We start from the raw sequence: 23909 nt of genomic DNA, 5'->3' as shown, positions 1-23909 counted from the left end.
AGACTACGTGCGGAGGATGTAGCCGGTGGGCACGTCGCGAATCTGGTCCAGATACTTGCGGCCCCAGGCGATCATTTCCTGGATGCCTTCCTCGAGGCTGATCTGCGGCTCCCAGCCGACGTCCTGCTTGATGGCGCTGCTGTCCAGCCAGTATTGGCCGTCCTGCCCAAGCCGGTCGGCCACGATGGCGCACAACTGGTCAAACGGCATCGGGAAGCCCTCGGCCACTTTCGCAACGAGGTCGCGGATGCTGATCGGCAGCGGGGGACCGGCGTTGTAGACGCGACCAGGCGGCGCCTTCTCGGCGACGAGCAGGATGGCGCGGGCGAGGTCGCGGGCGTGAATGTAGGATTTCTTTGCGCGGCCGCCCCCTTGGAGCGGGAGCTTCTGGCCCGTGAGTCCGCACAGCACGGCGCGCGGGATGACCCGGTGCAGGAGCTGGCCGGGGCAGTAGGCGTTCGACGGCCGGATGATGTTCATGCGGAACTTCAGCACGTTCGCGACGGACATCAGATACATGTCAAACGCCGCCTTGCTCGCCGCGTAAGGGCTGGTGGGCTGCAACGGCGTCGTCTCCTTGGCCGCGAAGTCCACCGAGCCGTAAAGTTCGCTGGTGCCGATCTGAATGAACCGCTCCATGTAGTCGCGCTTCATCAGTTCCTCGCTCATCTTGGCGAGCGCGACGCAGTTCGTCTCGAAAAACCGCCACGACTTCTTCCACGACACCGCGCCTTCACCCTGGGCCGCGTAGCTCACGATGACCTCGGGTTTCTCGGCATCGAACAACTCGAAGAGCCGGTCCTGTTCGTGGGTGATGTGAATCTGGTGGTAGGCGTAACGCGAGTCGCCGCGGCCCACGCCGAGCGAAAACGGCTCGGGCTTCTCGGGGTTGCGACCGACTGAGATGACCTTCTTTGCGTCGGTGTTCGCGAGCAGATACATCGCCGTGTGGACGCCGAAGGAGCCGCCGCCGCCAAGGATGACGTAGGTTTTTGCCATAAGTTGCCCGCGCCGCCGCGGGCGCTCATCGCGAGGGCGTTGTAAGTAGCCTGCTTTGGCCGTCCGGTGAAGTTTTCTTTTGGTCCAGCGCGAGGTCCCAGACGCGGGTGACGTAATCGGGCATCGGATGCCGCGGGGCCTCGGCGCGTGTCATGAATCGCACTTCCTGACCCTCGAAACAATGCACCGGTCGCACGCCGTCATAGCTTGCCCACCAGAAGCTCAGCCGAAACTCGCGCCCGGTATCGGGGCTCAGGTAGTCGAACTCTGTCAAGAGCTCCAGCGCTTCGCAGTTGTAACCCGTCTCCTCAAGAAACTCGCGTCGCGCGCAGTCACGGCAGGTTTCGCCCGGTTCGCAGTGTCCGCCCGGAAAGACCCATTGTCCGGCCGCGCTCAAGCCCGGCTTGTCGTCGCGATGCTGGAGCAGTGACGCTCCGTCCTCGCGCAGGAGCACCACGCCGCTGATGCGCGCGCGCGCAACCGCTGGTGGCGTTGGCGACATCGCCCGGACTTTCTCAGGTGGCCGGAGTTGACGTCAATTGCCGATGCACCTGCGCCAGCCCGTCCGCCAGCGCCTGGCAGTGGAAGTCCGGGAATTCGCGCAGGAGCAGCGAGACATCGAAGTGGCGGTGCGTGATGACGGCATTGGCGGCGCGCGGCTGGCAGATGATTTCAACCGGCTGGGGGCAGAGCCGCGCGACTTGCTGCGCGGCTTCCATGAAAGTCACCGCCCTGCCCGTCGCGGCATTGAGCGCGCCCGCCGTGCGGCGCGCGAGGCAAAGCCCGATGAGCCGCGTGAGGTCGCGCACGTGGATGTGGTCGCGCTGTTCCTCGCCGTTGCCGAAGAGCTGGACCTTGCGGTCCTTGAGCGCCGTGCGGAAAAAGCGGTTCGGTCCGTAGCTGTTGTGCGTGTCGCCCGCGCCATAGACGGCGCACGGTCGGATGATGCACAGCGGTGTCTTCGCCACGGCTGCGGAGAAGTGCAGCATCTCCTCGCGCGCGGCGTGCATCTTGCCGTAGAGGCCGATGCCCGCACGCGGCGCCTGCTCGCTCAGCAGGGTCGGCGGATCCTCGAACACGGCGTCGGAGCTCAGATAGACCAGGTGCGCGCACGGCGAGGCCTCGACCGCGGCGCACACGCTCGCAGCCATGGTGAGGTTTTTCATGAACGTCGGCACGTCCTTGCCCTTCTCGGGCGTCAGGGCGGAAGTCACGACCAGCGCATCGTCGGGGCGCAGCCGGGCGCGGAGTTTTTCGACGGCGTCAGGCTGGAGCAGGTCCACCCGCGCGGAGCCGACAAGTTCGACGGGCACCTGCTGCGAGCCGAGGAACTGCGCGAGATCGCGCGCGATGAAGCCGGTCGCGCCGAGGATGACGACGCGCGCGGGAGGCGTGGGCGTGGCGTGGTGGTGTTTGAGCATGGCTGAATCAGTTTCGCACGCCGAGGCGGTGGTGTTCCAAGCCCGCGGTGGCGCAGGCGGAGGAATCGAGCACGGCGAACGGGTCAACGACCACGTTGCCGCGCAGGGCTGACTTCACTTCAGCGGGCGGCACTTTGCTGAACTCCGGCCACGGCGTCACCACGAGCAACGCATCCGCGCCGCTGCAGGCTTCTAGCGCGGAGGCCGCGAAGGAGAGGTTGGCCACCGGCGCGCCGAGCGACTTGACCTGCGGGTCGAAGGCGGTCTTTACGAATGGCGCGAGCGCCTCGGCGAGCGCGACGGCCGGGGAGTTTCTGGTCGAGCGGGTGTTCTGTTTGTAGGCCAGCCCCCACAACGCGAGCCGGGCCCCGGGCGTTCGCGACAGCACGCGTTGGTGGACGAGCCGCAGCACCCAATCGCGGCGGTAGGCGCTGTTGCGCTGCCATGCGCTGACGAGTCCCGCCTCCGTGCCGTGCTGCGCGGCGAGCGCCTGCACGGTGACGAGGTCGCGCTCAAGGTTGCCGCCGGCGAGGCCGAGGCCGGGCGCGAGGTAGGCCTTGGGGCCGATGCGCGCGTCGAGTCGCAACGCGGGGACGATCTCGTTCCAGTCCGCGCCGATGCGCTCGCAAAGTTCGGCAAGCGTGTTCGTGGTCGAGACACTGGACACGAGGAAGAAGTTGATCGCGATCTTTGCCAACTCCGCACTCTCGTAGCGCATCGGCAGGACCGGACAGCCGAACGCGCCGAGCCATTTCGCATAGTCCACGGGCAGCGGCGCGCGCGGGTCGGCGCAGCCGACGATGCAGCGCTCGGGCCGGAGCGCGCGCTCGACGGCGTTGCCGAAGACGAGTGTCTCGACCTGGTAGTGCAACGCGCCGCCGAGGCGCGGGAGCGCGCGTGTGAAACCGGGCGGCACCTGGCTGAGAATCACAGCGGTCGCGTCCGGCGCGAGGTGCGGGGCGGTGTGTTCCAGCAACTGCCGGAGCGGCGCAAGGTCGCTGCGGTTCGCCGCGTCGGTCGGCACGTCGAGCGAGTAGAACACGACGCGGCACTTGGAGAGGTCGGCGGGGTCGGTGGTGACGTTCATCCTCGCCCGATGCGCCGAAAACAGGTCGTCAAGTCCCGGCTCGGAGACAGGAAAATCGCCCCGCGACAACCGCGCACACAGCGCCGGGTCGCGGTCGAAACCGACGACCTCGAAGCCCTTCGCCGCCGAGGCGAGGCCATAGACGAGGCCGAGATGCGAGAGGCCGGCGAAGCCGATCATGGTGGCGGGAGTTGGCGTGTGAGCGCGTCGAGTTGAGCGCCGATCCAGAGGTCGTTTTCCCAGTTCGTCCCGCCGGTCCGGCAGAGCGCGAGGAAGTGGTCGTATTCCAGCTTCCACGTCGGGTCGGCCTGTTCGAGGGTTTCGACTGTTTCCCCGGGCCGGCCGCTGGGCAAGACCCGCGTGCGGACGGTGAGCGTGCTCGGGCCCCACTTGCAGAGGCAGTGGATGTGCGCGCTGCCGCGCTCGGCGAAGACGTCGAGCGTGAAGGTATTCCGCCACGAGAGCAGTGTGGCTTCCATCTCCCACACGGCGGGGCCGTCGAAGCCGAAAGTGACGTGATCCGGCGATTGGTTCTCAAAGCGGTTCGCACTCCAAACCCGGCCGAAGTCATCGCGCGGGCCGGTGAGAAAGTGCGCCAGGTCGAGCATGTGCGAGCCGAGGTCCGGCAACACGCCCGCGCCGTGGTCGCGCCACGGCGAGTTGCGCACGTCGCGCGCGGTGCCGTTGCCGTAGAAGACGCGCGTGAGATACACGCGGCCGAGCACGCCGGAGTCGAGCACCTGCTTGAGCCGGGCAATGTGCGGCTCGAATCGGTGGTTGTAGGCGGTGTAAGCCGCCGCCTTCGTGCGCCGCGCGCGCGCGATCAGCTCCTGAATCTCGCTGGCCGGGGCAAGCAGCGGTTTCTCCACGAGCACATGTTTCCCGTTCGAAACCAGATGCCGGAGAATCGGAACCTTCGCATCGTCCGGCACGCACACACACGCGGCGTCGTAGCGGTCGAGCGGGACTTCCTGGATGGCCTTGAAGTCCACACCCGCGGCGGCGGGGTCCACGACGGCGGTGACTCGATCGCCCGCGATGGCGCGGCGTTTGCGCCCCTGCACCCCGTGGCCGATGATGGCGACTCTCATTCGAAGCGCGCGCGTTTCTCGACCTCCGCGAGTTTCTTGAGCACGTCGGCGGGGGCGACCGGATTGTTGCCGTCGCGCTCGCAGGCGACGGCGGCGGCGAGGGAGCCGAGGATGCTCGCGATGACGTTCGAGCCGGTGGCCTTGAGCGAGAGCGTGGCGTAGGCGAGCAACGCGTCGCCCGCGCCGACGGCGTCCACGACGTGGCCGGCGAAGCTGTCCACGGTGAAAAACGCGCGCACCTCCGGGCTGGGCGAGCGGTAGGTGATGATGCCGCGCTCGCCGAGTTTAAGGATGAGCATCCGGCAGCGCGCCTTTCGATAGAGGTCGAGCGCGAGCGGGCGCACGGTGGAGTCCTGGTCGCCGAGGGCGAAACGCGCCTCGCGCTCGTTGGGCGTGATGAGGTCGAAGTCCTGGAACTCCAAAATATTGCCCCATCGGTTGGCAACCTGGCTGTCGGCGACGCGCATCACGCCCGCGGGCACGGCGGCGGTGAGCGTCGGGATGGTGTGCTTGTTGAAGAGGCCGTGGCGGAAATCGCTGAAGACCGCGACGTCCACGGGATGCGCCGCAAGTTGGGCCTGAAGCTTGCCGAGAATTTTTTCGGAGATGGGCCGGTTGTCGAGCGTGTCCACCTTGAGCATCCGGTAGCCGTTCGTGATGAAGGCGTTCTTGTGCGTGGTGGGCCGCTGCGGATCAATGACGGCCTCGACTTTGATGCCCGCGTCGGTGAGGTCCTTGATCACGAAGTCCTTCAAGGCGTCGTTACCCAGCACGGTGGAGAAGACAACCTCCGCGCCGGCGGAGCGCAGGTGCTTGGCGACGACCGCCGCGCCGCCGGAGAAGTCCTCCTGCCGCTCATACTTCACGCTGAAGGTCGGCGTCTTGGCCGTGCCGCCGATGAGCGTGCAGTAGGTGTAGCCGTCCACGATGGTGTCGCCGAGGACGTGGACGCGCACGCCACGCATCTTGTCGAGCGCGGCGCGGAGGTCGGCGAACCCGAGGCCTTCGGACTGGAGCAGCGCATCGAGCTTGTCCACCGCGAGGTTCGGCGGCGTCATGTCAATGATCGCCGACGAGGACATGATCAGGTCGCCGGGGGTGAAGACCACTTCGCCGCCGTAGCTGTCGAGCGCGGCGATCTCCTCCTTTGTCTTCGGGTGGACGCCCTCGGCGGAATACTCGTAGCCCTTCGCGAAGTAGTCGGGCTGGATGAACTTCAGGTTCTCGATGGGCGTGGCGTTCTCGTCCACGATCACGTAGTCCACGCACTCGAGGGCGGCGAGGTTCATCGCGCGGAGGTCCTGCGGGACGAACGGGCGGAAGTTGGCCTTGTTGATGTGGGCGTCGCTGGTGAGGCTGGCGATGAGCCGGTCCGCCTTGCTCCTGGCATACATCAGGTGGCGGATGTGGCCGGGATGCACGAGGTCAAAGGTGCCGTGGCACATGATGACGCTGTGCGGGCGCGGGCGCGGGCCAATGGCGGCGCGGAGTTGCTCGCGCGTCATGATCTTCCGCCGATAGTCGGCGTGCTTGTCTGCGGCACTCATGCGTAGGGAGTGGACGGTTGTCGGGCGCGGACTCTAGCGGGCCGCGCACAAAAGGCGAGGCGAAGAAAAACTGCCACTTAGTTCTTCCCGCCGCCGAGGAAGGCGAACCACGTCTTGGTCGCCTGCGCGATGGAGGCCTGGTCCCACACCGGCGCCTGCCGCCAATACTCGATGTTTGCCAGCAGGTTCGCCACGCCCTGCTCGAAGGGCACGAGCTGCCGCCATCCGAGGTCGCGCTGGATTTTTGCCGTGTCGGCCCAGGTGCAGTCCGGCTCGCCGGGGCGCTTGGGCAGGTGGATCACCGGCCCGCCGAGCAGTTCCACGAGGCGGTTCACCGGCTGCGGGTTGCCCGCGCCGAGATTCCAGATTTGGTTCACCAAACCCGTCTTCGCCGCGAGGTAGAAGGCGCGCGCCACGTCGGTCACGTAGAGGAAATCGCGCCGCTGTGTGCCGTCGCCGACGACCGTGAAGGGCTTGCCTGCGAGCTTCTGCGCGAGGAAGACGCCGAAGACCGCGCCGTAAGCGCCGGAAGTTTTGGAGCGCGTGCCGTAGGCGTTGAAGATGCGGATGGAGTTGACCGGCAGCTTGTAGGCGCGGCTCCAGTGGAGCACGGCCTCCTCGCCCATGTATTTGCTCAACGCGTAGGGATGCTCGCACGCGATGGGCGCGTCCTCGCGCGTGGGCACGGCGGCCAGGCCGTAGCAGGAGGAGGACGCGGCATAGACGAACTTCCGCACGCCGGCATGCCGCGCGCACTCGAGCACCTTCACGGTGCCCATGACGTTCGTGCTGAGGTAATCCAAAGGCCGCTCGATGGACGGCACGATGTCGCCGATGCCGCCGAAGTGAATGACATAGCTCGCGCCGGCGAAGAGCCGGTCGTCCGCCGCCAGTTCGCGGATGTCGCGCACCTCGACGACGAGGTCGGGGTTGCCCTTGTGGTGCTGAAGGTTTTCGAGCCGGCCGCCGACGAGGTTGTCCATGACGTGGACGCGGTGGCCCTCGGCGAGGAGCAGGTCCACCATGTGGCTGCCGATGAAGCCGGCGCCTCCGGTGACGACGGCGAGGGGTTTGGCGCTCATTTCAACCCGAGCTTTTTGACGCTCTTCACGTTGATGAAGGACTCGTCTGTCAGCGTGTTGCCGGGGAACTTGCCGGCCTTGAAGGCGCGGCACAGGTCGCGCACGGCGTCCTCGATGGTGCGCTTGGGCCGCCAGCCGAGCACCTGCTCGATCTTGCGGGAGGTGATGCGATAGGAGCGCGGATCGTTGGTCGAGGTGCGTTCGATGCGGACGGGCGGGCGCTCGGGGAACTCCGCCTCGACGATCTTCTTGGTGATCCCGGCCAGTTCGTTGACGGTCTGGTTCTGGTAGCCCGCGTTGAAGGTCTGCCCGGCGAGCTTTTCCTTGGGCATCGTGAGCGCCTCGGCGTAGAGGTCCGTCACGTCCTCGATGTGGATGTTGGGCCGCTGCTGGTCGCCGCCGAAGACGGTGATGACGCCCTTGTGGCAGGCGTGGTTGGTGAGGATGTTCACCGTGAGGTCGAAACGCATGCGGGGCGAGTAGCCGCAGACCGTCGCCGGGCGGAACGTCACCACGGTCATCTGCGGCGACTGATACTTGAAGGCGATGGGTTCGCAGAGGCCCTTGTATTTGTTGTAGTCCGTGAGGGGGACCAAGGGGTGCTCCTCGGTGACTTCGGGCGAATCGCTCACGCCATAGACCGAGCTGGAGGAGACGTTGATGAAACGTTCGACCGTGCCGGCCGCGGCCGTGGACTGCATCAACGGCTCGAAGCACTCGTAATTCATCGTGCGGCTCAACGAGGGGTCGAGGTCGAAGCTCGGGTCGTTCGAAATGCACGCCATGTGGATGACGGCGTGGCAGCCGCGCAGCGCGCCGGCGTATTTCTTCGTGTCGCGGATGTCTCCCTCGATGACCGTGAGTTTGGGATGGGGCGTCAAGCCCGCCGAGCCGAAGAGCATCAAATCATAGACGGCCACCTCGCAGCCCATGGCGAGGAGCTTGGGGACAAGGATGCAACCTTTGTAGCCGGCGCCGCCGGTGACCAGAACACGTTTCACAAGTGGGCAGAGGGTAGGAATGAAGTCCGGCCTGTCGAGCGAAAACCCGGCCGGCGCGGTCAGCCGGTCACGATGCGGAAGCCCGCCGCCTGCGCGTCGTTGTAGAACATCCTCACGGTGTCGAGCGAATAGCCGTCGAGGTCCTTGCCCACGAGGTTCAGCTTCCCGAGAATGTCGTGCGTCACGGTGATGACGTGGCAGCCGATGCTGTCCGCGTGGAAGATGTTCAGCAGCTCGCGCGGGCTGGCCCAGATGAGTTCGGCCTTCGGATTCGGCGCGAGCAGCCGCACCGCCTCGGCCATCAGCGGCACCGGGTCGCGGCCCGTGTCCGCCACGCGCCCGGCAAAGACCGAGACATAGCTGGCGACGGCCGGCGAGAGGCAAGCGACCACGTCGCGCACCTGGTCGTTGGTCATCAGCGCGGTGACGTTGAGCTGCACGCCGGCTTGCGCGAGGCGGCGGATGAGCGGCCCGGCAAACTCGCGCTTCGTGTTCGTCACCGGGATCTTCACATAGACATTCGCGCCCCACGACGCAATCTCTCGCGCCTGCTGCTCCATCTCGTCAAAATCGTCCGAGAACACCTCGAAGGACACCGGCCGGCCGCCGATGATCTTGAGCACCTCGTGCGAGAAGGCCTTGTAGTCGGCCACGCCGGCCTTGCGCATGAGCGTGGGGTTGGTGGTGAAGCCCTTGATGAGCGGGTTCGCCGCCAGGGTCGCAATGCCTTTGAGGTCCGCGCCGTCGGCGAAGACCTTCACTTTGAGTTCGCTGGTTTGCTTCATAGGTGTTCCAGGCGGACGATAGCGCGATTCACTGGCCGAGGATAATCCGCACGGCCTCAGGTAAATTCCTGACGGTGAAATCCGGCGCGTCGCGCAGCGCCTCGGCGTAGCCGCAGTCCACAAAGATCGTCCGACACCCGGCGGCCTTGCCCGCCGACACGTCCCGCCAGCGGTCGCCCACCATGAACGACGCCGCGGGCGACAAGCCCAGCTCGCGCGCGGCGTCGAGCAGCAGGCCGGGCTTGGGCTTGCGGCACGCGCACGCGTCGGCGTCCACATGACGGCAGACGCGGATGTCGTCGAGCGGCAGTTCGCGGCGCAGGCGCTCGTGCATGGCATCGAGCACGGCGCGGTCGAGTTTCCCGGTCGCCACGTCGGGCTGGTTTGTCACCACGACCAGCCGCCAGCCCGCCGCCTTCAGCTCGCGCGTCGCCTCGATCACGCCGGGCAGCAGTTCCAAATCCTCCAGCCGGCGCGGCGCGAAGGGTTTGCCGCCGCGCGTCTCCGACCGCGTCAGCACGCCGTCACGGTCGAGGAAGACGGCGCGCATCGCTCAGGGCTTCTTTGCCTCCAGCCCTTCCCATTTGTTCGCCTGCATGAGCACGGCCGGGTGCGTGACCAAGCAATGCCAGATCACGGCTTGGAACGCTTCCGCGTGCGGCGTGATCGCGTTCGCGTCCACCGTCGGCACGACCACAACCACGTCGCCCGCCTTCTTCGTGTAGCCGCCGTCGCGGCCGACGATGCCGAAGACTTTCATGCCGCGCCGCTTCGCCTCGTCCACGGCGCGGACGAGGTTGGGGCTGACGTTGCGCGCCGCGTCGCCGCCGCCGACGGAGAAGATCAGGATGGCGTCGCGTTCGCCGGCGCGGCTGACCTTGAGCCAGCCTTCGAAGACGGTGGGCCAGCCCTCGTCGTTCGTGCGCGCGGTCAGCTCGGCCACATTGTCGCACGGGCTGTAGGCCTCGATGCCCCCGAGCTTGCGGAAATCATTCACCGCGTGGCTGCAATTCGCCGCGCTACCGCCGACGCCGAGGAGGAAGAGCCGCCCGCCGCGCTCGCGGAGCGCGGCAAGTTCGAGCGCGAGCGTCTCGATGAGTCCGGCGTCCAACGCGGCTGCGATCTGCCGGACCTGCTCGAAATACGTTTGCGCGTGCGTCATGGGGCAAAGCTCTTAGCAGGAAGGCGGGCGTTTGGGAACCGCAGGCTTGTGGGAATGGCGAGGCGCACACCGCCGGTGCGTGGGCGGCGGACGCGCATCACGGCTCGACGAGGCGCAGCCGGAAGAACTGCAGGCCCGAGGCGGAGTTGGTGAGCCGCGCGTCGCCGCCGTTGCCGGTGACGTTGGTGGAAAGGACCGACCAGTTGTTCGCGCCGAGGCCAGGCGAACCTTCGAGCACGTAGCGCTTGTTGCGGACGGTCGGCCAGCGGAGCGTGACGCCGTTCGGGCGGCCGAGGGCGTCGGTGGTCACGCGAGGCGCGAGGCGGAGCGATTGCGACGGGTCGAGCGGGTCGATGCCGGCGCGGAGCTTGGCCCAGTTGGGCATGCCGTCGCCGGTGAGGTCGAGGGTGGGGTTCGCGCGGACGTCATACAGCGTGCCGAACCACCGCAGCTTCCATTGGTCGGGCAGCGTGTCGCCGAAGGACGACGCCGAGCGGTCGGTGGCGGTGATGAGGCCGGACACGGCCCGGGCGGCGAAGAGCGCGATGCCGTTCGGCGAAGCGGACGCGTGGTCGAAGCGGATGAGATACGACGCCGAGGCGGGCGTGCCGGGCGGGAGCGTCACGACGAGGTTGCCGAGGAGGGAATCGCCCGCGATGAGCCCGGGCGCATGGTCGTTGAGCCAGATGCCGACCCACGCGTCGGGCGATGGATTCGCCGACTGGAACGGATTCCCGAGGCGGCCGGCCTGGAGGAAGTTGAACTGAACCGGCTGCGTAATGGCGGGCGAGCTGTCGAGCGGTTGCACGCGAAGGCGGAGCATCAGCACGCGCAGCGGATACGGCCCGAAGAGGCTCGCGGTTACGGGCACGGTGACGGTCTGGCCGGCGCGCACGCCGTCGCCCGCCGTGAAGAGGACGTGCGAGTCCTCGGCGCCGTGGCCGGCTTGATGGCTCGCGAGTTCGATCGCGGGCCGCTGGAACCCGAACGTGGGCTTCGGGAGGCTGTTCGTGGTGACGGCGTTGGTGCGCACGCCGTTGGTCCAGAAGCGGACATACCACGTCGCGAAGGGGTTGAGCGAGCGGCGGAGCGTGACGAAGACATCGTCCACCGCGATCACGCCATCGCCCATGGCGACGGCGTCGATGCTGCCGCTGGAGGCGTTGAGCAGGCCGTTGGTGGTGCCGTTGGAAGAATCCATCGCATCGAAGAAATCGCTTCCCAGCGGCGGGATGTTCACGAGGTAGATGGCGGAATTGAAGGTCTGCGAGGCGTCGTCCAGCGTGAGCGTGCCGTCGCCGAAGTCGCCGGCGTTGAACCAGCGGAAGCTCGAGACGTCGCCGACGAGATACGGGCGGACGTTGACGGTGACCTGCTTGATGGCGTTGATGGGGCCGACGGTGAGGGAGCCGTTCGTCGGCGCGGTGAGGGTGACGCCGCCGGCGACATTGGTGGCGGCGGTGGCGTTGAAGACCTGGATGCGATACGTCGTGCCCGTCGGCGCGTTGGCGGGAATCTGGAACCCGAAGCCGCCGGCGAACACGCTGCCGCCGGACTTGTTGAACTGGTTGATGTGCGCCTGGGAGAAGGTGATGAGGTCCTGCGCGAGCGAGTTGTAGAGGTTGGTGCGGCCCTTGGTCTCGAGCCACGCGACGCTCATCACGTTGAAGTTGGTGTCAATGAAGACGGAGTTGGTGAACGTGGGGATGATGTTCGTGGTGACGGTGAAGTCGGTGGTGTTGGTGAAGAGGTTCGTGATGAACGAGAACGCGAATGACGGCGGGATGGGCTCGAAAAACGCCGGGTTGCTCGGCACGGGGCGCTGCAGCATCGAGTCGAACGACAGCGCGCCATTCGTCACCGCGGGCGCGCCGGGGTCATTCGTGACCGCGATGGAGAACCCGAGCGAATACATCTCCTGCCCCGGCAGCAGCGTGATGGTGACGGGCGCGAAGAACGTCTGCCCGGGCGCGCCGATGAATTCCGTCGAGCCCTCGCCATTCTGAAACCCGAATGTGATGAGGTTCGCGGTGAGGTTGCTGTTGATGGCGCCGCCGGAGCCGCCGGACCCGGTGCCCCCGGTGGCGCCCGGGGCGAAGTTCACGCCGCTGACCATGCGGATGAGATGCCAGCCAGCCTCGGCGGTGAAGAGGTTGGTGCCGCCGGCATGGATCGCGACGGCAAGCGGGTCGCGGGCGGCCGCGGGCACCGCGCCGTCCACCCACCCGGCGAGCAGGATTGGATTGGCGAGCGGTTCGTCCACCCACAAGTTCGTGCTTACTCCGTAAAGCGTGCTGACCGTGCCCTCGGGTTTGATGACGCGCACACGGTGGTTGAGGCGGTCCGCGACGAGGATGCTGCCATCGGGTCCGCGCGTGATCTGCTGCGGGGTGTTGAAGCGCGCGTCGGCGGCGAGCCCGTCCACCATGCCGGCGGTGGTGTTGCCGGCGATGATGTTGGTGGTATTGGCAACGGGATTGAGGTTCACAACCGCGTTGCCGCTGACGATGGCGATGGAATTGGTGGCGAGGACGGCGACGCCGCGGGGCGAGACGAATGTGCCCGCGGCGGCGAGGTTGGTGACGGTGCCGGTCTGGAGCACGCGCTTCACGGCGCCGCCGAGTTCGGTGACGACGAGGTTTGTCGAGGAGTCGAGCGACATCGCGGTCGGCGCGGTGAGGGTGGTGGTGAGTGTCGAAACGAGCACGCCGGCCGTCGTGTATTTTCGGAGCGTGCCGTCGCCCTGGGTGAGGACGTAAAGCGCGTCGGTCGAATCCACGGCGACCGCGATGGGGCTGCTGAGGTTTGCGATGAGGGTGGTGGTGAAGCCCGAGGAGGAACCGGCGGACGACAGTTTGCGGACGGAGTTGTTTGCGAGGTCGGCGATGTAAAGATTGCCCGCCGAATCGAGCGCGAGTCCCGACGGGGTGTTGAACTGCGCCTTGAGAAACGTGTTCCCGTCGGCGGAGCCCGCGGAATTCCCGATCGTGATGGGGAAGCTCTTCGGCCCGCCGCCGATCGTGGTGACGGTCTGAGCGCGGAGGGTGCCGCCGAAGGCGAGCACCGCGAGGGCGAACGCTCCGGCTCGTGCGGCTCGGCGCAGGGGGGTGTTCATGGCGAGGCGTCGTTTCAGTCGCTGGCCGCTCACTTCTTGTTCAAGTCACGCAGGGGCACGGGCCGCGCGCTGTCGAATGGCCGTTCCTTGTCGGCGGCCTGCACGGGAGCCTTGGTCTTCAGAAACTCGGTGCCGGAGTCCGGGAACTCGCTGCCAAGGAAGTCAGGCTGCGACGGCTGGAAGTGGCCGGCCTCGATCAATGTCGGCGTGACGAAGATGATCAGGTTTTGCTTCTGGCGGCTCTTGTCCTCGTATCGAAACGCGACACCCAAACCGGGGATGTCGCCGAGCAGCGGCACTTTGCGGTAGGCCTTCGTCGACGTGGTGTTGATGAGGCCGCCCATGACCAGCGTGTCGCCGCTGGGGATGATCACCTGCGTCTCGATGCGGCGGATGGCGTAAATGTTGGCGACGTTTTGCTGGCCGTTGATGGTCTGAGTGTCCTTGCCGTCAATGTTGGAGACTTCCGGGGTAAGCTTGAGCATCACGCGTCCGTCCGGCGCGACGCGCGGGCTGACTTCGAGGATCGTGCCGAGGTTCGTGTAGGTGATTTCCGAGCCAGCGGGTGTCTGCGCCGTGCCGGGCGTGATCTTGAAGATCGGAAAGGCGCGGGTGACGGAGAGCTTCGCGGTCTGGCCGTCCATCATGACGGTGCGTGGCGTGGCGATGAGGTCGGTCTCGCTGTCCGTGTTGAGGAAGGAGAGGACGGCGTTGACGCCGTCGGCGTTGAGGAAGCCGATGGCCGGCGTGAGGCCGCTGGCGGTGTTGAGGTTGAATCCTCCGGCGCCCACACCGCCGATGGCCGTGGTGAGCGCGTTGGCCGTTGTGAACTTCGGCGTGGAGGTGCTGGTGACGACGCTGCCGCTCGGCAGGGTGGTCGTGGTGGTGACGGGCGTGCCTGGGATGGTGGTGGTGGCGGTGCCCGTGACGCGGCCGTTGCCGAAGGAGACGTTTTGCGCGGACAGGGTGCCGCTCCAATCAATGCCCTTGACCGAGCGCGGGCTGCGGCTGGACTCCATGATGCGCGCCTCGATGAGGACCTGCTTCATCGGTGTGTCGAGCTTCTCCACGAGGTCGTTGATGATTTCCCATTCCTTCTCGGTGGCGGCGATGATGAGCTGGCTGGTCCGCGAGTCGGTGCTGACTTTCACACGGGTGGAGACGAATGCGGGCAGGACCGAGGCCATGTTCGTGGGGCTCGCATTCTTGAGCAGGACAATGCGGGTCACAAGCGGTTCCTGCTGGGCGGCGTCCTTGGCGGTGATGCGGACGGTCTTGGTCTTCGGGTCCGCAACCATCACCAGGCTGTGGTTGTTCAGGATGGCTTCGAGCGCCTGAAGCGGGGTGACTTGCGTCATGCGGAACGCCGGAACCTTGATTTGGTCCGCGGGCGCGGCGGTGGCGACGAGCTTGGGGTCGAACAACACGTTGAGCTCGGCGCGCAGCGCGAGGCTCTTGACGACGGTGATGAGGTCGCTGTCGTCGTAGGCGATGTCGGCGAGTTCCTCAGGCTTGGGTGGCTGCTCGGGCGCCTTGGGCACCTCGGCCTTGCGCGGCGGCTGGGCCTGGTTCTGGGCCGGGGCGGCGGCGGCGGCCAGCACAAGCGCCGTCAGGACGATGGACAGTTTGATTTTCATTCGCGATTCCAGTTGTTCAGCCCGACCACCGCTTGCTTCGGCAAAGGGTCCACGGGGTTCATAGGTCCGGGCGCAGCTTGAGCTCGCGCGGTTCCTTTTCGCCCTCGACGGAAATCTTCGCCCCGCCGGCCTTGATCTCGAGGCAGCGCACACGGCTGATGCCTTCCTTGGTGCGCACCACGAGTTCGTCGCCGATGAAAAAGTCGTAGGTCGCGGGCCCGGTGTTGATGGCCACGGAGGATTTCTTGCCGACGAACACGCCGCGCACGGTGAACGTGGCGGAGATGGGCGGAACCCCGGTGCGCTGAACCGCGACCCCGTTCGTCCCTTCGGGGACGGTCGGGGTGTTGGTGAAGGCGACGGGCGGCGGCAGGATGTGCGTGACTGGGGGCGGGGCAACCACCCGCGGGTTGCGCCGGGTCGAGTCCGGATAAAATGGGTCGGTGCCTTCACCCAGCTTGAAAGTAAAGGAGGACTTGGGAATCACGACGACCTTGGGCGGCACGTTGGTGATGACGGGCGCGGCCTCCACCTTCGCCGGCGAGCCTTTCTTGTCGGGTGCGCCCTTCTTGTCGGGAGTTCCCTTTTTGTCCGCCGACTTGGCCGGGCTGTTGGTCGCGTCGGCGCCGGACCCCGCGGGCGCTGCGACGCCCGCGCAAAGCGCGAGGGCGAGCAGCAAGGCCAGCCTGCGAAGGGGCGTCAGGGCGGCTTGCATGGTCAACGGCTCCCCGGCGGGGGCTTGATGAGGGCGACGATTTCCATTGTGAACGACAACCGTTCGGGCACGGCCGATTGGGATGCGTCGATCGGCTGGAGGTCGATATTCTGCACGCGGATGTGCGGGAAGGCATTTTCGAAATCCGCAATGAAGCGCCCGATGTCGTGGTAAAACGCCTGGCCGTTGAGCCGGTAGAGCGCGGACTTGTAGGGGAAGTCCGGCAGCATGCCGATCTGGAATTCCTCGGCGTTGGAAAACGTGCTGATCTCGACGGCGGTGTGATTGCCTGCGGCGCGGAACTGGTTCATGACCGTGCGAATCCAGTTGTTGGTGTCACCAGAAACCATCCTGGTCTCGAGTTCCTCGAGCCGGCGGAGCGACTCGTCGAGTTCCGCCTGTCGCTGCGGAGCTTGTTGAACGAGCTTGCGGGCCTCGTGCTCCTTGTTCTGGGTCTCGGTGATCTTGGCAAGGAGCTGCGCCTGCTTTTCCTGCAACGTGCGGATGCCAAAGAACCACATGCCGACAAGCGCGAGCGCGCCGGCGACGGCGACCGTCGCGATCTGTTTCTTCTTCTCTTGGGTGAGCTTGGCCATGGCGGATCAGTTGCGGACGCGCTCGGGAAACACGCAGTCGAGCTGGAATTTGAAGTAGCTCATGTTGTTTTCCACGATCACCGGCGAGAATTGCTTGAACCCGACGCCAGCCTCGTTGGTCATCACGGAGCGAAAATAGGTGTCGGCGAGGAGCTTCTCCTTGAACTTGTCGTAATACTGCTCCTCGGGCCGCCCGGAGTCGCGTCCTTCAATGATGACGGTGATCCTTTCAGTGACGCTCGCCTTCTTGCCGGGCTTCTTGGGGTCGCTGGACTTCTCCGCCACGGTCGCAACGTATCGCTGTTCTGTGCGCACGCGCGAGAGTTGGATGTTGGGCGAGATGGCGCGTTGCATCACGTCGAGCTGCGGCGCCCAGAGGAAGCGGTTGGTCGCGAGCGCGTAGAGCGCGTCCATCTTCTGGTCGATCTTGCGGATGTCCGAGAGGTTGGTGCGCGTGGCGCCGGCATCCTTCTCCATTTTGTGGAGGGAGGCCTCGGTGTTCGCGAGCTCGGTTGCGGCGGCGGAATTCTTGAGAAACACCGAGCTGCCCCACAGCGCGAGGAGCATGGCAAAGAAGAGCACGACGAGGACCGCGCGCTTGACGGGGTTTTGCCTGCGTGCCTTCTCCTCGGCCTGCTGCTCCGCGAGAAGATTGATCCGGATGGGCATGGCTAGAAGGAGGTCATGGCCGCGCCGATCGCCACGGCGAGTTGCGGCGCGAGGTTCTCGACTTCACCAAGCTGGTGCGCCGGAAGCGAGAGCGTCAGGAAGCTCGTCGGGTTCCACGCCTGGCACGGCACCATCAACTCCGTCTGCAACGCCTGCACAATCGCGTTCTCCCGCGCGGGACCGCCGCTGAAGAAGACCTGGCTCACGGGCTTGTCGAGTTGGTGGTCGATGAAATCGACCGAGGCCCGGAGCTCGCGGCCGAGCGGGAGCAGGATGGCAATCGCGGCGGATTCCACCTCGGGCGTCATGGGCTGCTTGCCGAGCTGGATTTCGTCGGGCGTCACGCCCATCGCCTCGGCAAGGCTCGCGGTGAGCCGCTGCGCGCCGAACGCCACCACGCGGCTGAGCATGAGCTGGCCGGATTGCAGGATGCTGATGGTGGTGTTGCGGTAGCCGATGTCCACGAGGGCCACCACTTCCTTGGCGAACACCTCGGGCATCGCCATCTCGAAGGCGTTCGCGGGGCCGACATAGCCGAGGGTCACCTGGTCCACTTGCACGCCCGCACCACGAGCCACGCCTTCGAGGTGTTCGACAAAGTCCTTCTTCGCGATGCCGATGACGACTCGCGTCTTGGCGACGCCCTTTACCTTTTCGCCCTTCGAGACGTCCTTGGGCTGGAGCAGGTGGCAGTCGAACAGGCTGTCCTTCAAGTCCTGCTGCACGTAGTTCTTGCCCGCGATGCGGAGCACGCCGCGCAATTCGTCGACGGGCACGAGCGGCATCTCGGCGAACCGCAGTTCCGAATCGCCCACGCCCACGACGAGGCAGACTTGCTTGGCGTGCGCGCCGAGCGAATCGAGGACTTTCTTGAGGTGCGCCGTGAGGACTTCCTTCGTCGGGGGCTTGTCGCCGGACGTCGGGGCCTCGACGCAGACGAAGCCAAGGAATCTGTAGCCGCCGCCGGCGCGCTGGACGTGGACGGCTTTGGTGATCCGGGAGCCGAAATCCACCGCGACAACCTGGTCACGTTTGCCCCGACCATTGATGATGAAGGGCAAGTCCATGTTTTCATTCCTTTGTAATTCAGCGGAAATGTCGAAGCAAGCCGCAATGTCGCGGAGGGCATCGCCGATGCCGCGGGCGCGGCGATCGAAGCGCGCGATTGCACCCGCACCGCCCCGCGCTATCCTCGCGCCGTGAACCGCCTCACGCGCCAGGAGCAGCTCGTGATCGTCACGCTCGCGCTCCTGCTCCTCGCCGGTCTGGCCGTGAAGCTCTTTCGAACGTCCCACGCTCCCGCCCCGTCCAACACCGGGCCGCCTCCAACCCGCCATGCACAAGAACCTTGATATTGACGCCGTGCTCGACGACCTCGTCGCGAAGGATCCGCGCTTCCGGCGCGACGCCTACCACTTCATCCGCGACGCCCTCGACCACACGCAGCGCAGCCTGCTCAAGTCCCAGAAATCCCAGCCGCGGCACGTGAGCGGGCAGGAGTTGCTCGAAGGCATCCGGCAGTTCGCCCTTGAACAATTCGGACCGATGGCCCGCGTGGTCTTCGACGAATGGGGCGTCCAGCGCTGCGAGGACTTCGGCGACCTCGTTTTCAACATGATCGAGGCCAACCTCCTCGGGAAGACCGACAAGGACAGCCGCGAGGATTTCAAGGGCGGATACGACTTCTTCGACGCCTTCGAGAAGCCGTTTCTGCCCGAGGGCACAGCCAATCCCCGCGCCGAGCCCGAAGCCAAAGCTCCCTGAGCGGCCGCCGCAGGGCTTGACCTTTCCACCGGAACGTCCATCTTACGCGGCCCGGCGCGCACCGCCGGGATCGCGAAGCAGCGGGGATCGGCTCCGGTTTTCTTCACGCACCGCGCACCACGCTCATGCAGCACATCCGAAACATCGCCATTATCGCCCACGTGGACCATGGCAAGACCACGCTCGTGGATTGTCTCCTCAAGCAGTCCGGCACCTTCCGCGCCAACCAGCACGAATCCTCCGAGGAACGCCTCATGGATTCGATGGACCTCGAAAAGGAAAAGGGCATCACCATCCGCGCCAAGAACGCCGCGTTCAGATACAAGAACTACCACGTCAACATCGTGGACACGCCGGGTCACGCGGACTTCGGCGGCGAGGTCGAGCGCATCATGAACATGATTGACGGCGTGCTGCTCGTGGTGGACGCCGCCGACGGCCCGCAGGCGCAGACACGCTTCGTGCTGCGCAAAGCCCTCGAGGCCGGCGCCAAGCCCATCGTCGTCATCAACAAGATCGACCGCGAGAACGCCAACCCCAGGAAGGTGCTCGACCAGGTCTTCGACCTTTTCATGTCGCTGAATGCCACCGACGAGCAGCTCGATTTCCCGTTCATCTACTGCTCCGCCAAGGCCGGCTACGCGAAGACCGAGTTGGAGCACATCTCCGGCACCATGGAGCCGCTCTTCGACTCCATCACCAAGCACATCCCGCCGCCGCGGGCGCGCGCGGGCGAGGGCTTCCAGGTGCTCGTGGCCAACCTCGACTACAGCGACTATCTCGGCCGCATCGCCTTCGGCAAAATCTACGAGGGCAAGGTCAAGCTCGGCGACCCGGCCATCTGCCGCCACGGCGACGGCCGCATTTCCAAGGGCAAGATCACCGCCATCTACCACTTCGAAGGCATGAAGCGCATCGAAGTGCAGGAAGCCCACGCCGGCGACATCGTCGGGCTCACCGGCTTCGAGGATGTCTTCATCGGCGAGACGATTTGCGACTCGGAGGCCCGCGCCGCGCTGCCCTACATCCCCATTGACCCGCCGACAATTCAGATGGAATTCGCCGTCAACGACGGCCCGCTCGCCGGGCTTGACGGCAAGCTGGTCACCGCGCGCCACATCTGGGAGCGCCTCCTGCGCGAAGTCCGCACCAATGTCGCCCTCCGCATCGCGCAGACCAGCGACCCGAAGGTCTTCGCCGTCTCCGGCCGCGGCGAAATGCAGATCGCCATCCTCGTCGAGCAGATGCGCCGCGAAGGCTACGAGGTCCTCGTGTCCCGCCCCGAGGTGCTCTACAAGAAAAACGCCACCGGCAGCCTGTTTGAGCCCATCGAGAAGCTGTTCCTCGAAATCCCGCAGGAGCACATGGGCGCGATCATGGAGAACCTCGCCGGCCGCAAGGCGGAGATCAGCGGCATGCACCATCACGCCGACCAGGTCACCATCGAGGCGCTCATCCCCATGCGCGGCCTCATCGGCTTCGAGACCGACCTGGTCAACACCACCCGCGGCCTTGGCGTCATGAGCCACCTCTTCCACGAATACGGCCCTGACCGCGGCGAAATCGCCGCGCGCAAGAACGGTTCGCTCGTCAGCATGGAACAAGGCGAGGCGATGGCTTACGCGCTGAACATGATCCAGGAACGCGGCCGCCTCATGGTCCAGCCCGGTGACGCCATTTACGCCGGCATGATCGTCGGCGAGAACGCCCGCGAGAACGACATCCCCGTCAACCCGTGCAAGGCAAAGAAGCTCACGAACATGCGGTCGCAAGGCGACGGCAAGGGCATCCAGCTCACCGCGCCGCTCATCCTCTCCCTCGAGCGCGCGCTCGAATACATCGGCCCCGACGAATACGTCGAGGCCACGCCCAAAAACCTCCGCCTCCGCAAACGCCTCCTCGACGAAACCCAGCGCAAGCGCGCGTCCCAGGCGCGCATCATCAAGCTGGTTGAGAATTGATCCTCCCGCGTCCCGCCTGAAAATGCAGCAGGCCCGCCTTGCGGCGGGCCTTGCCGTTCCGAACGCGCGGCTGCCCGCGGCTATGCCCGCTCGATGTATTTGCCCGAGCGCGTGTCCACGCGGATCTTCTCGCCGGTCTTGATGAACAGCGGCGCCTGGATCTCGATGCCGGTCTCCAGCGTGATCATCTTCTGCACGTTGTTTGCCGAGTCGCCGCGGATGCCCTCGGGTGCGTCCTTGACCACGAGCACCACGCTGGGCGGCACTTCGATGGACACCGGCTTGTCCTCGATGAACGTCGCGACCACGCTGCCGTTTTCCGTGAGGTAGTTCGCCGAATCCCCGACGAACTCAGGCGAGAGCGTCACCGTCTCGAAAGTCTCCGGGTCCGAGAAAACAAAGTCATCGCCGTCCTTGTAGCTGAACTCCATCTTGCGCGTGTTGAGCGGGACGACCTCGATGCGCTCGTTGGAGCTGAAGCGCAGGTCGGCCGTCTTGCCGGTCTTGATGCTGCGGAGCGTGACCTGCACGAACGCGCGCAGGTTGCCCGGCGTGCGGTGCTGGCAATCGAGCACAACGGTCACGTCGTTGTTGTGCTTGATGGCCATTCCCTTTCGGAGGTCGTTCGCGCTCGGCATAAGTGGTCTTCGATGTGTGCCGTCCGGAAGCAGGTCGGCGGAGGCGGGAAGTTAGCGGAGGAGCCCCCCATTGCAAGCCCTCATTTGGCCGCGCCGAGCCGCCGGTCACAGCTCGCCTCGGTCGAGCGCGCCGAGCACTTGCGGGTCGCGCACATCCACCCAACGGCCTAGGATTTCCAGCCCCGCGATGCGGTGCCCGCCCGAGACCATGGCGCTGATGGCGTCGGTCAACTCGTATTCGCCGCGCGGTGATTTCTTGAGCCGCGAGGTGAAGTCGAAGAGCGACGGCCTGAAAATCTGGATCCCCGCGTTATACCACGCCGTCTGGCCGGGCCGGAGCCAGCCGCCGGCGCGCAGTTGCTCCAGGTCTGTGGGCGTCGGCTTCTCCACGATGCGCCGCAGGCAGAATTCGTCGTCGAAGAACACCAGCCCGCCCTTGGTCACATCTTCGCTGCCCGTCACGGTCATCAGCCCCGAGAACGGCGCCTCGCCCCATCGCCGGATCATCTGGATGTAGGTCTCCGGCCGCACGAGGATGTCGCCGTAGGTGAGGAAGAACGTCTCGCCGCCGAGAAATTCCTTCGCCACTTCGGGCGCCTTGCCGGTGCCGTCCTGCACTTCTTGTCGCGCGTAATGGATGGTGATGTTGAGCTTGAGCCATGAGCCGTCACCAAAGCCCTTCTCGATGACCTCGGCGCGCCAGCCCGTGACGATGCAGAAATCATGCACGCCCGCCGCGGCCAGCCCGCGGATGATGTGCTCGAGAATGGGCCTGCCGAGCACGTGCAGCATGGGCTTGGGCGTCTGGTGCGTGAGTTCGCCCATGCGCGTGCCTTTTCCGGCTGCGAGAATGACGGCTTTCAAAGTGCTTGGCGCCCCTCGGGGCTTCGGGTTGACCGGCGGAATTCCTGCCGGCCGATGGACGCGCCAGAGGAAAGTGCAGACACCGCTTGAACGCAAGCCCCGTCCGCGAATCCCGCCCGGAAGATTTTTTTCGTTGAGTTCTGTCGCCGCCGGGCGGTGAATGCGGCGACAACACGCAACCCACCTCCTCATGTTTCAAGCCGTCCTTTTCTTTGTCGCCATCCCTGCGATTGGTTTCGCGCTCGGAAGCTTCTTCGCATCGGGCCGCACCCCCTCCGGCAAGGTCGCGTTGCTGCTCGCCGCCGTCGCCCCGGCCGGGGCCGGGCTCACGCCAGTGTTCTGCTGAGGGCACCCGTTGTCGTGGCTCGGTCCGAGCCTCGTTCTCGGCGGTTTGCCCGCGGCGCTCATCTACACCGACCAGGCTTGGGGCAAGGCGCCTGACCGTCAATGCGCGCGCATCGCGCTCTCGCTCACCCTGCTCGAAGGCGCGGCGCTCCTCGGCTTCATCGCCTTCTGCGCGGCGTCCCCGTGAGGATTCGCGCGGGCTCATCGCTCCCGGCAATGAGTTGATTAAACCCGTTGCCAAAAATTCCCCCGTGTGGCATAGGTCGAGCCCATGAAACGCCTACTCGCCCTGGCTGGACTGTCCCTTTCGCTCGTGCTGGCTCCCTCCGCTTCCGCGCAGGAGGACCAATACGTCCGGATTTTCAACCTCATCGTGCAAGCCGACGCCCTCCGCGCGGACGGCAAGGGCCGCGAATCCCTGGAGAAATACCTCGAGGCGCAGGACGGCTTGAAGAAAATCCAGTCCGCCTTCCCGTCGTGGAACGTGAACGTCCTCAACTTCCGACTCAAATACATCACCGACCGCATCACGCCGCTCATGCAGCAGTTCCCCGGCACCGCGATGCCCAAGCCCATCCTCCCGCCCGGCACGATGGACCCGCTTATCGGCAGGATTTCAGGGCTTGAGAAGGCGCTCTTCGACAAGGACCAGCAGATCATCGGCTTCCGCGCCGACAAGGAACGCGCCGAGGCTGCCATGCGCGATGCCGAGGCGAAACTCCGCGAGGCGCTCGCCGCCCGCCCCAAAGACGTCGACCCCGCCGAGATGGCCAAGGCGCAGGATCGCGTGAAACTGATCCAGAAAGACCTCGACATCCAGAAGATCACGCTCGAACAGCAGACCGCCAAACTCTCAGGCCTCGCCAAGGAGAAGGACGCGCTCCAAAAGCAAATCGAGGACGAGAAGCGCGAACTCCCGATGCTCAAGACCCAAAACGAAGGCCTCAAGCGACAGGTCGGCGAACTCTCGAGGCAAGTCGGCGCCCTGCCGAAAGTGCAGGACCTCCAAGCCCAACTCGCCGCGGTGAAGACCGAGCTCAAGGCCACGCAAGTCCAGAACGAGGCGCTCCAAAAGGACAACAAGAAGATGGAGACACTCCTCACCGACCCCGGCCTCGCGACCGTCGACGCCTCCAAGCTGAAGCAACTCGAGAAGGAGCGCGACGACCTCCAGAAAAAACTCAACGACGCGCTCAAGGCCGGCGGCGAAAAAAAGAGGTAAGCTAGCCGATGCCGCCGAGGTCGGGCGCCTCGCCCGCGAGCTTGCCGCCGCCCGCGCCCGCGCCCGCGTCGCCGCGCCAGAAGCCAAGGCCGTCCCCTGTTTCGAAGGAGGAACTCGCGCTCTTCCGCCAGCCCCGCCCGCCGGCACTACCAGAAAGCGCCCGCCAATGGCATGAGCCCGAATGCGAGTCTGGAAAAACCCTCGGGAC

22 protein-coding genes are annotated in these 23909 nt (G+C 65.8%); 3 read left to right on the top strand and 19 right to left on the bottom strand.

Translation table 11 applies throughout. The features are described from left to right. Positions 1 to 3: 3 nt before the first annotated feature. The 17 genes from FJ386_03595 to FJ386_03515 all read right to left on the bottom strand — a co-directional run bounded on the left by FJ386_03595 (position 4) and on the right by FJ386_03515 (position 18244). Positions 4 to 999, bottom strand: a complete 996-nt coding sequence (locus tag FJ386_03595) for an NAD-dependent epimerase/dehydratase family protein (GenBank protein MBM3875787.1) — start codon at positions 997 to 999, stop codon at positions 4 to 6. Between the two features lie 25 nt (positions 1000 to 1024). Further along, positions 1025 to 1501 (bottom strand): NUDIX hydrolase, encoded by a 477-nt coding sequence (locus FJ386_03590; protein ID MBM3875786.1) that lies wholly within the window; start codon positions 1499 to 1501, stop codon positions 1025 to 1027. A 13-nt stretch (positions 1502 to 1514) separates the two neighbouring features. Further along, positions 1515 to 2420: an NAD(P)-dependent oxidoreductase gene (locus tag FJ386_03585; GenBank protein ID MBM3875785.1), complete on the bottom strand. Its 906-nt coding sequence runs from the start codon at positions 2418 to 2420 to the stop codon at positions 1515 to 1517. 7 nt (positions 2421 to 2427) lie between these two features. Next, positions 2428 to 3687, bottom strand: coding sequence for a nucleotide sugar dehydrogenase (locus tag FJ386_03580; GenBank protein MBM3875784.1), 1260 nt, complete (start codon positions 3685 to 3687; stop codon positions 2428 to 2430). Continuing rightward, positions 3684 to 4598, bottom strand: coding sequence for a Gfo/Idh/MocA family oxidoreductase (locus FJ386_03575; protein MBM3875783.1), 915 nt, complete (start codon positions 4596 to 4598; stop codon positions 3684 to 3686). Before FJ386_03575 ends, FJ386_03580 begins: the two co-directional genes overlap by 4 nt. After that, the gene (locus FJ386_03570; protein ID MBM3875782.1) at positions 4595 to 6145 is read right to left on the bottom strand and encodes an adenylyltransferase/cytidyltransferase family protein; all 1551 of its coding nucleotides are present in this window, start codon (positions 6143 to 6145) and stop codon (positions 4595 to 4597) included. Before FJ386_03570 ends, FJ386_03575 begins: the two co-directional genes overlap by 4 nt. A 77-nt stretch (positions 6146 to 6222) precedes the next feature. Next, the gene (locus tag FJ386_03565; GenBank protein MBM3875781.1) at positions 6223 to 7227 is read right to left on the bottom strand and encodes an NAD-dependent epimerase/dehydratase family protein; all 1005 of its coding nucleotides are present in this window, start codon (positions 7225 to 7227) and stop codon (positions 6223 to 6225) included. After that, on the bottom strand, positions 7224 to 8249 hold the full coding sequence (locus tag FJ386_03560) for an SDR family oxidoreductase (protein MBM3875780.1): 1026 nt from the start codon (positions 8247 to 8249) through the stop codon (positions 7224 to 7226). The genes FJ386_03565 and FJ386_03560 overlap by 4 nt, the downstream gene beginning before the upstream one ends. A 38-nt stretch (positions 8250 to 8287) precedes the next feature. After that, the gene (locus tag FJ386_03555) at positions 8288 to 9013 is read right to left on the bottom strand and encodes a transaldolase (protein ID MBM3875779.1); all 726 of its coding nucleotides are present in this window, start codon (positions 9011 to 9013) and stop codon (positions 8288 to 8290) included. 28 nt (positions 9014 to 9041) lie between these two features. Further along, positions 9042 to 9563, bottom strand: coding sequence for an HAD family hydrolase (locus FJ386_03550; GenBank protein ID MBM3875778.1), 522 nt, complete (start codon positions 9561 to 9563; stop codon positions 9042 to 9044). Positions 9564 to 9566: 3 nt separating this feature from the next. Beyond that, positions 9567 to 10175 (bottom strand): SIS domain-containing protein, encoded by a 609-nt coding sequence (locus FJ386_03545; protein MBM3875777.1) that lies wholly within the window; start codon positions 10173 to 10175, stop codon positions 9567 to 9569. A gap of 97 nt (positions 10176 to 10272) precedes the next feature. Next, entirely contained in the window at positions 10273 to 13290 is a 3018-nt protein-coding gene (locus FJ386_03540) for a hypothetical protein (GenBank protein ID MBM3875776.1), read from the bottom strand. 29 nt (positions 13291 to 13319) lie between these two features. After that, positions 13320 to 14927, bottom strand: a complete 1608-nt coding sequence (locus FJ386_03535; GenBank protein ID MBM3875775.1) for a type II secretion system protein GspD — start codon at positions 14925 to 14927, stop codon at positions 13320 to 13322. Positions 14928 to 14985: 58 nt separating this feature from the next. Further along, positions 14986 to 15642 carry a hypothetical protein gene (locus tag FJ386_03530; protein MBM3875774.1) on the bottom strand — a complete coding sequence of 219 codons (657 nt, stop codon included), beginning with the start codon at positions 15640 to 15642 and terminating at the stop codon, positions 14986 to 14988. 2 nt (positions 15643 to 15644) lie between these two features. Next, the gene (locus FJ386_03525; protein MBM3875773.1) at positions 15645 to 16238 is read right to left on the bottom strand and encodes a hypothetical protein; all 594 of its coding nucleotides are present in this window, start codon (positions 16236 to 16238) and stop codon (positions 15645 to 15647) included. A 6-nt stretch (positions 16239 to 16244) separates the two neighbouring features. Beyond that, positions 16245 to 16907, bottom strand: coding sequence for a hypothetical protein (locus tag FJ386_03520; GenBank protein ID MBM3875772.1), 663 nt, complete (start codon positions 16905 to 16907; stop codon positions 16245 to 16247). Between the two features lie 2 nt (positions 16908 to 16909). Further along, positions 16910 to 18244, bottom strand: coding sequence for a hypothetical protein (locus FJ386_03515; GenBank protein MBM3875771.1), 1335 nt, complete (start codon positions 18242 to 18244; stop codon positions 16910 to 16912). Here FJ386_03515 and FJ386_03510 point away from each other — a divergent pair. Together FJ386_03510 and typA are read left to right on the top strand one after the other, a co-directional pair. Next, positions 18243 to 18671, top strand: coding sequence for a hypothetical protein (locus FJ386_03510; protein ID MBM3875770.1), 429 nt, complete (start codon positions 18243 to 18245; stop codon positions 18669 to 18671). The two genes, FJ386_03515 and FJ386_03510, sit on opposite strands and share 2 nt — an antisense overlap. A 125-nt stretch (positions 18672 to 18796) precedes the next feature. Continuing rightward, on the top strand, positions 18797 to 20632 hold the full coding sequence (gene typA, locus FJ386_03505) for a translational GTPase TypA (GenBank protein ID MBM3875769.1): 1836 nt from the start codon (positions 18797 to 18799) through the stop codon (positions 20630 to 20632). Positions 20633 to 20712: 80 nt separating this feature from the next. Here typA and efp read toward each other — a convergent pair whose 3' ends face one another. Both efp and FJ386_03495 read right to left on the bottom strand, forming a co-directional pair. Beyond that, positions 20713 to 21270: an elongation factor P gene (gene efp / locus FJ386_03500; protein MBM3875768.1), complete on the bottom strand. Its 558-nt coding sequence runs from the start codon at positions 21268 to 21270 to the stop codon at positions 20713 to 20715. A gap of 105 nt (positions 21271 to 21375) precedes the next feature. Further along, the gene (locus tag FJ386_03495; GenBank protein MBM3875767.1) at positions 21376 to 22326 is read right to left on the bottom strand and encodes a nucleotidyltransferase family protein; all 951 of its coding nucleotides are present in this window, start codon (positions 22324 to 22326) and stop codon (positions 21376 to 21378) included. 424 nt (positions 22327 to 22750) lie between these two features. Here FJ386_03495 and FJ386_03490 point away from each other — a divergent pair, with 424 nt between their 5' ends. Further along, a complete protein-coding gene (locus tag FJ386_03490) occupies positions 22751 to 23701 on the top strand; it encodes a hypothetical protein (protein ID MBM3875766.1) in 951 nt (316 codons plus the stop codon). The last annotated feature ends 208 nt before the right edge of the window (positions 23702 to 23909 follow it).

This window comes from Verrucomicrobiota bacterium (genome assembly GCA_016871675.1).
In the GTDB taxonomy this organism is placed as follows: Bacteria; Verrucomicrobiota; Verrucomicrobiia; order Limisphaerales; family VHCN01; genus VHCN01.
The sequence above is the reverse complement of the archived record's forward strand: the minus strand, read 5'-3'. Positions and strand labels throughout refer to the sequence as shown.

Excerpts from the sequence above, each read along its gene's own strand:
- FJ386_03595 (MBM3875787.1), bottom strand. The coding sequence starts at position 999 with ATGGCAAAAACCTACGTCATCCTTGGCGGCGGCGGCTCCTTCGGCGTC.
- FJ386_03590 (MBM3875786.1), bottom strand. The coding sequence starts at position 1,501 with ATGTCGCCAACGCCACCAGCGGTTGCGCGCGCGCGCATCAGCGGCGTG.
- FJ386_03585 (MBM3875785.1), bottom strand. The coding sequence starts at position 2,420 with ATGCTCAAACACCACCACGCCACGCCCACGCCTCCCGCGCGCGTCGTC.
- FJ386_03580 (MBM3875784.1), bottom strand. The coding sequence starts at position 3,687 with ATGATCGGCTTCGCCGGCCTCTCGCATCTCGGCCTCGTCTATGGCCTC.
- FJ386_03575 (MBM3875783.1), bottom strand. The coding sequence starts at position 4,598 with ATGAGAGTCGCCATCATCGGCCACGGGGTGCAGGGGCGCAAACGCCGC.
- FJ386_03570 (MBM3875782.1), bottom strand. The coding sequence starts at position 6,145 with ATGAGTGCCGCAGACAAGCACGCCGACTATCGGCGGAAGATCATGACG.
- FJ386_03565 (MBM3875781.1), bottom strand. The coding sequence starts at position 7,227 with ATGAGCGCCAAACCCCTCGCCGTCGTCACCGGAGGCGCCGGCTTCATC.
- FJ386_03555 (MBM3875779.1), bottom strand. The coding sequence starts at position 9,013 with ATGAAGCAAACCAGCGAACTCAAAGTGAAGGTCTTCGCCGACGGCGCG.
- FJ386_03550 (MBM3875778.1), bottom strand. The coding sequence starts at position 9,563 with ATGCGCGCCGTCTTCCTCGACCGTGACGGCGTGCTGACGCGGTCGGAG.
- FJ386_03545 (MBM3875777.1), bottom strand. The coding sequence starts at position 10,175 with ATGACGCACGCGCAAACGTATTTCGAGCAGGTCCGGCAGATCGCAGCC.
- FJ386_03540 (MBM3875776.1), bottom strand. The coding sequence starts at position 13,290 with ATGAACACCCCCCTGCGCCGAGCCGCACGAGCCGGAGCGTTCGCCCTC.
- FJ386_03535 (MBM3875775.1), bottom strand. The coding sequence starts at position 14,927 with ATGAAAATCAAACTGTCCATCGTCCTGACGGCGCTTGTGCTGGCCGCC.
- FJ386_03530 (MBM3875774.1), bottom strand. The coding sequence starts at position 15,642 with ATGCAAGCCGCCCTGACGCCCCTTCGCAGGCTGGCCTTGCTGCTCGCC.
- FJ386_03525 (MBM3875773.1), bottom strand. The coding sequence starts at position 16,238 with ATGGCCAAGCTCACCCAAGAGAAGAAGAAACAGATCGCGACGGTCGCC.
- FJ386_03520 (MBM3875772.1), bottom strand. The coding sequence starts at position 16,907 with ATGCCCATCCGGATCAATCTTCTCGCGGAGCAGCAGGCCGAGGAGAAG.
- FJ386_03510 (MBM3875770.1), top strand. The coding sequence starts at position 18,243 with ATGCACAAGAACCTTGATATTGACGCCGTGCTCGACGACCTCGTCGCG.
- FJ386_03515 (MBM3875771.1), bottom strand. The coding sequence starts at position 18,244 with ATGGCGGGTTGGAGGCGGCCCGGTGTTGGACGGGGCGGGAGCGTGGGA.
- typA (MBM3875769.1), top strand. The coding sequence starts at position 18,797 with ATGCAGCACATCCGAAACATCGCCATTATCGCCCACGTGGACCATGGC.
- efp (MBM3875768.1), bottom strand. The coding sequence starts at position 21,270 with ATGCCGAGCGCGAACGACCTCCGAAAGGGAATGGCCATCAAGCACAAC.
- FJ386_03495 (MBM3875767.1), bottom strand. The coding sequence starts at position 22,326 with ATGAGGAGGTGGGTTGCGTGTTGTCGCCGCATTCACCGCCCGGCGGCG.
- FJ386_03490 (MBM3875766.1), top strand. The coding sequence starts at position 22,751 with ATGAAACGCCTACTCGCCCTGGCTGGACTGTCCCTTTCGCTCGTGCTG.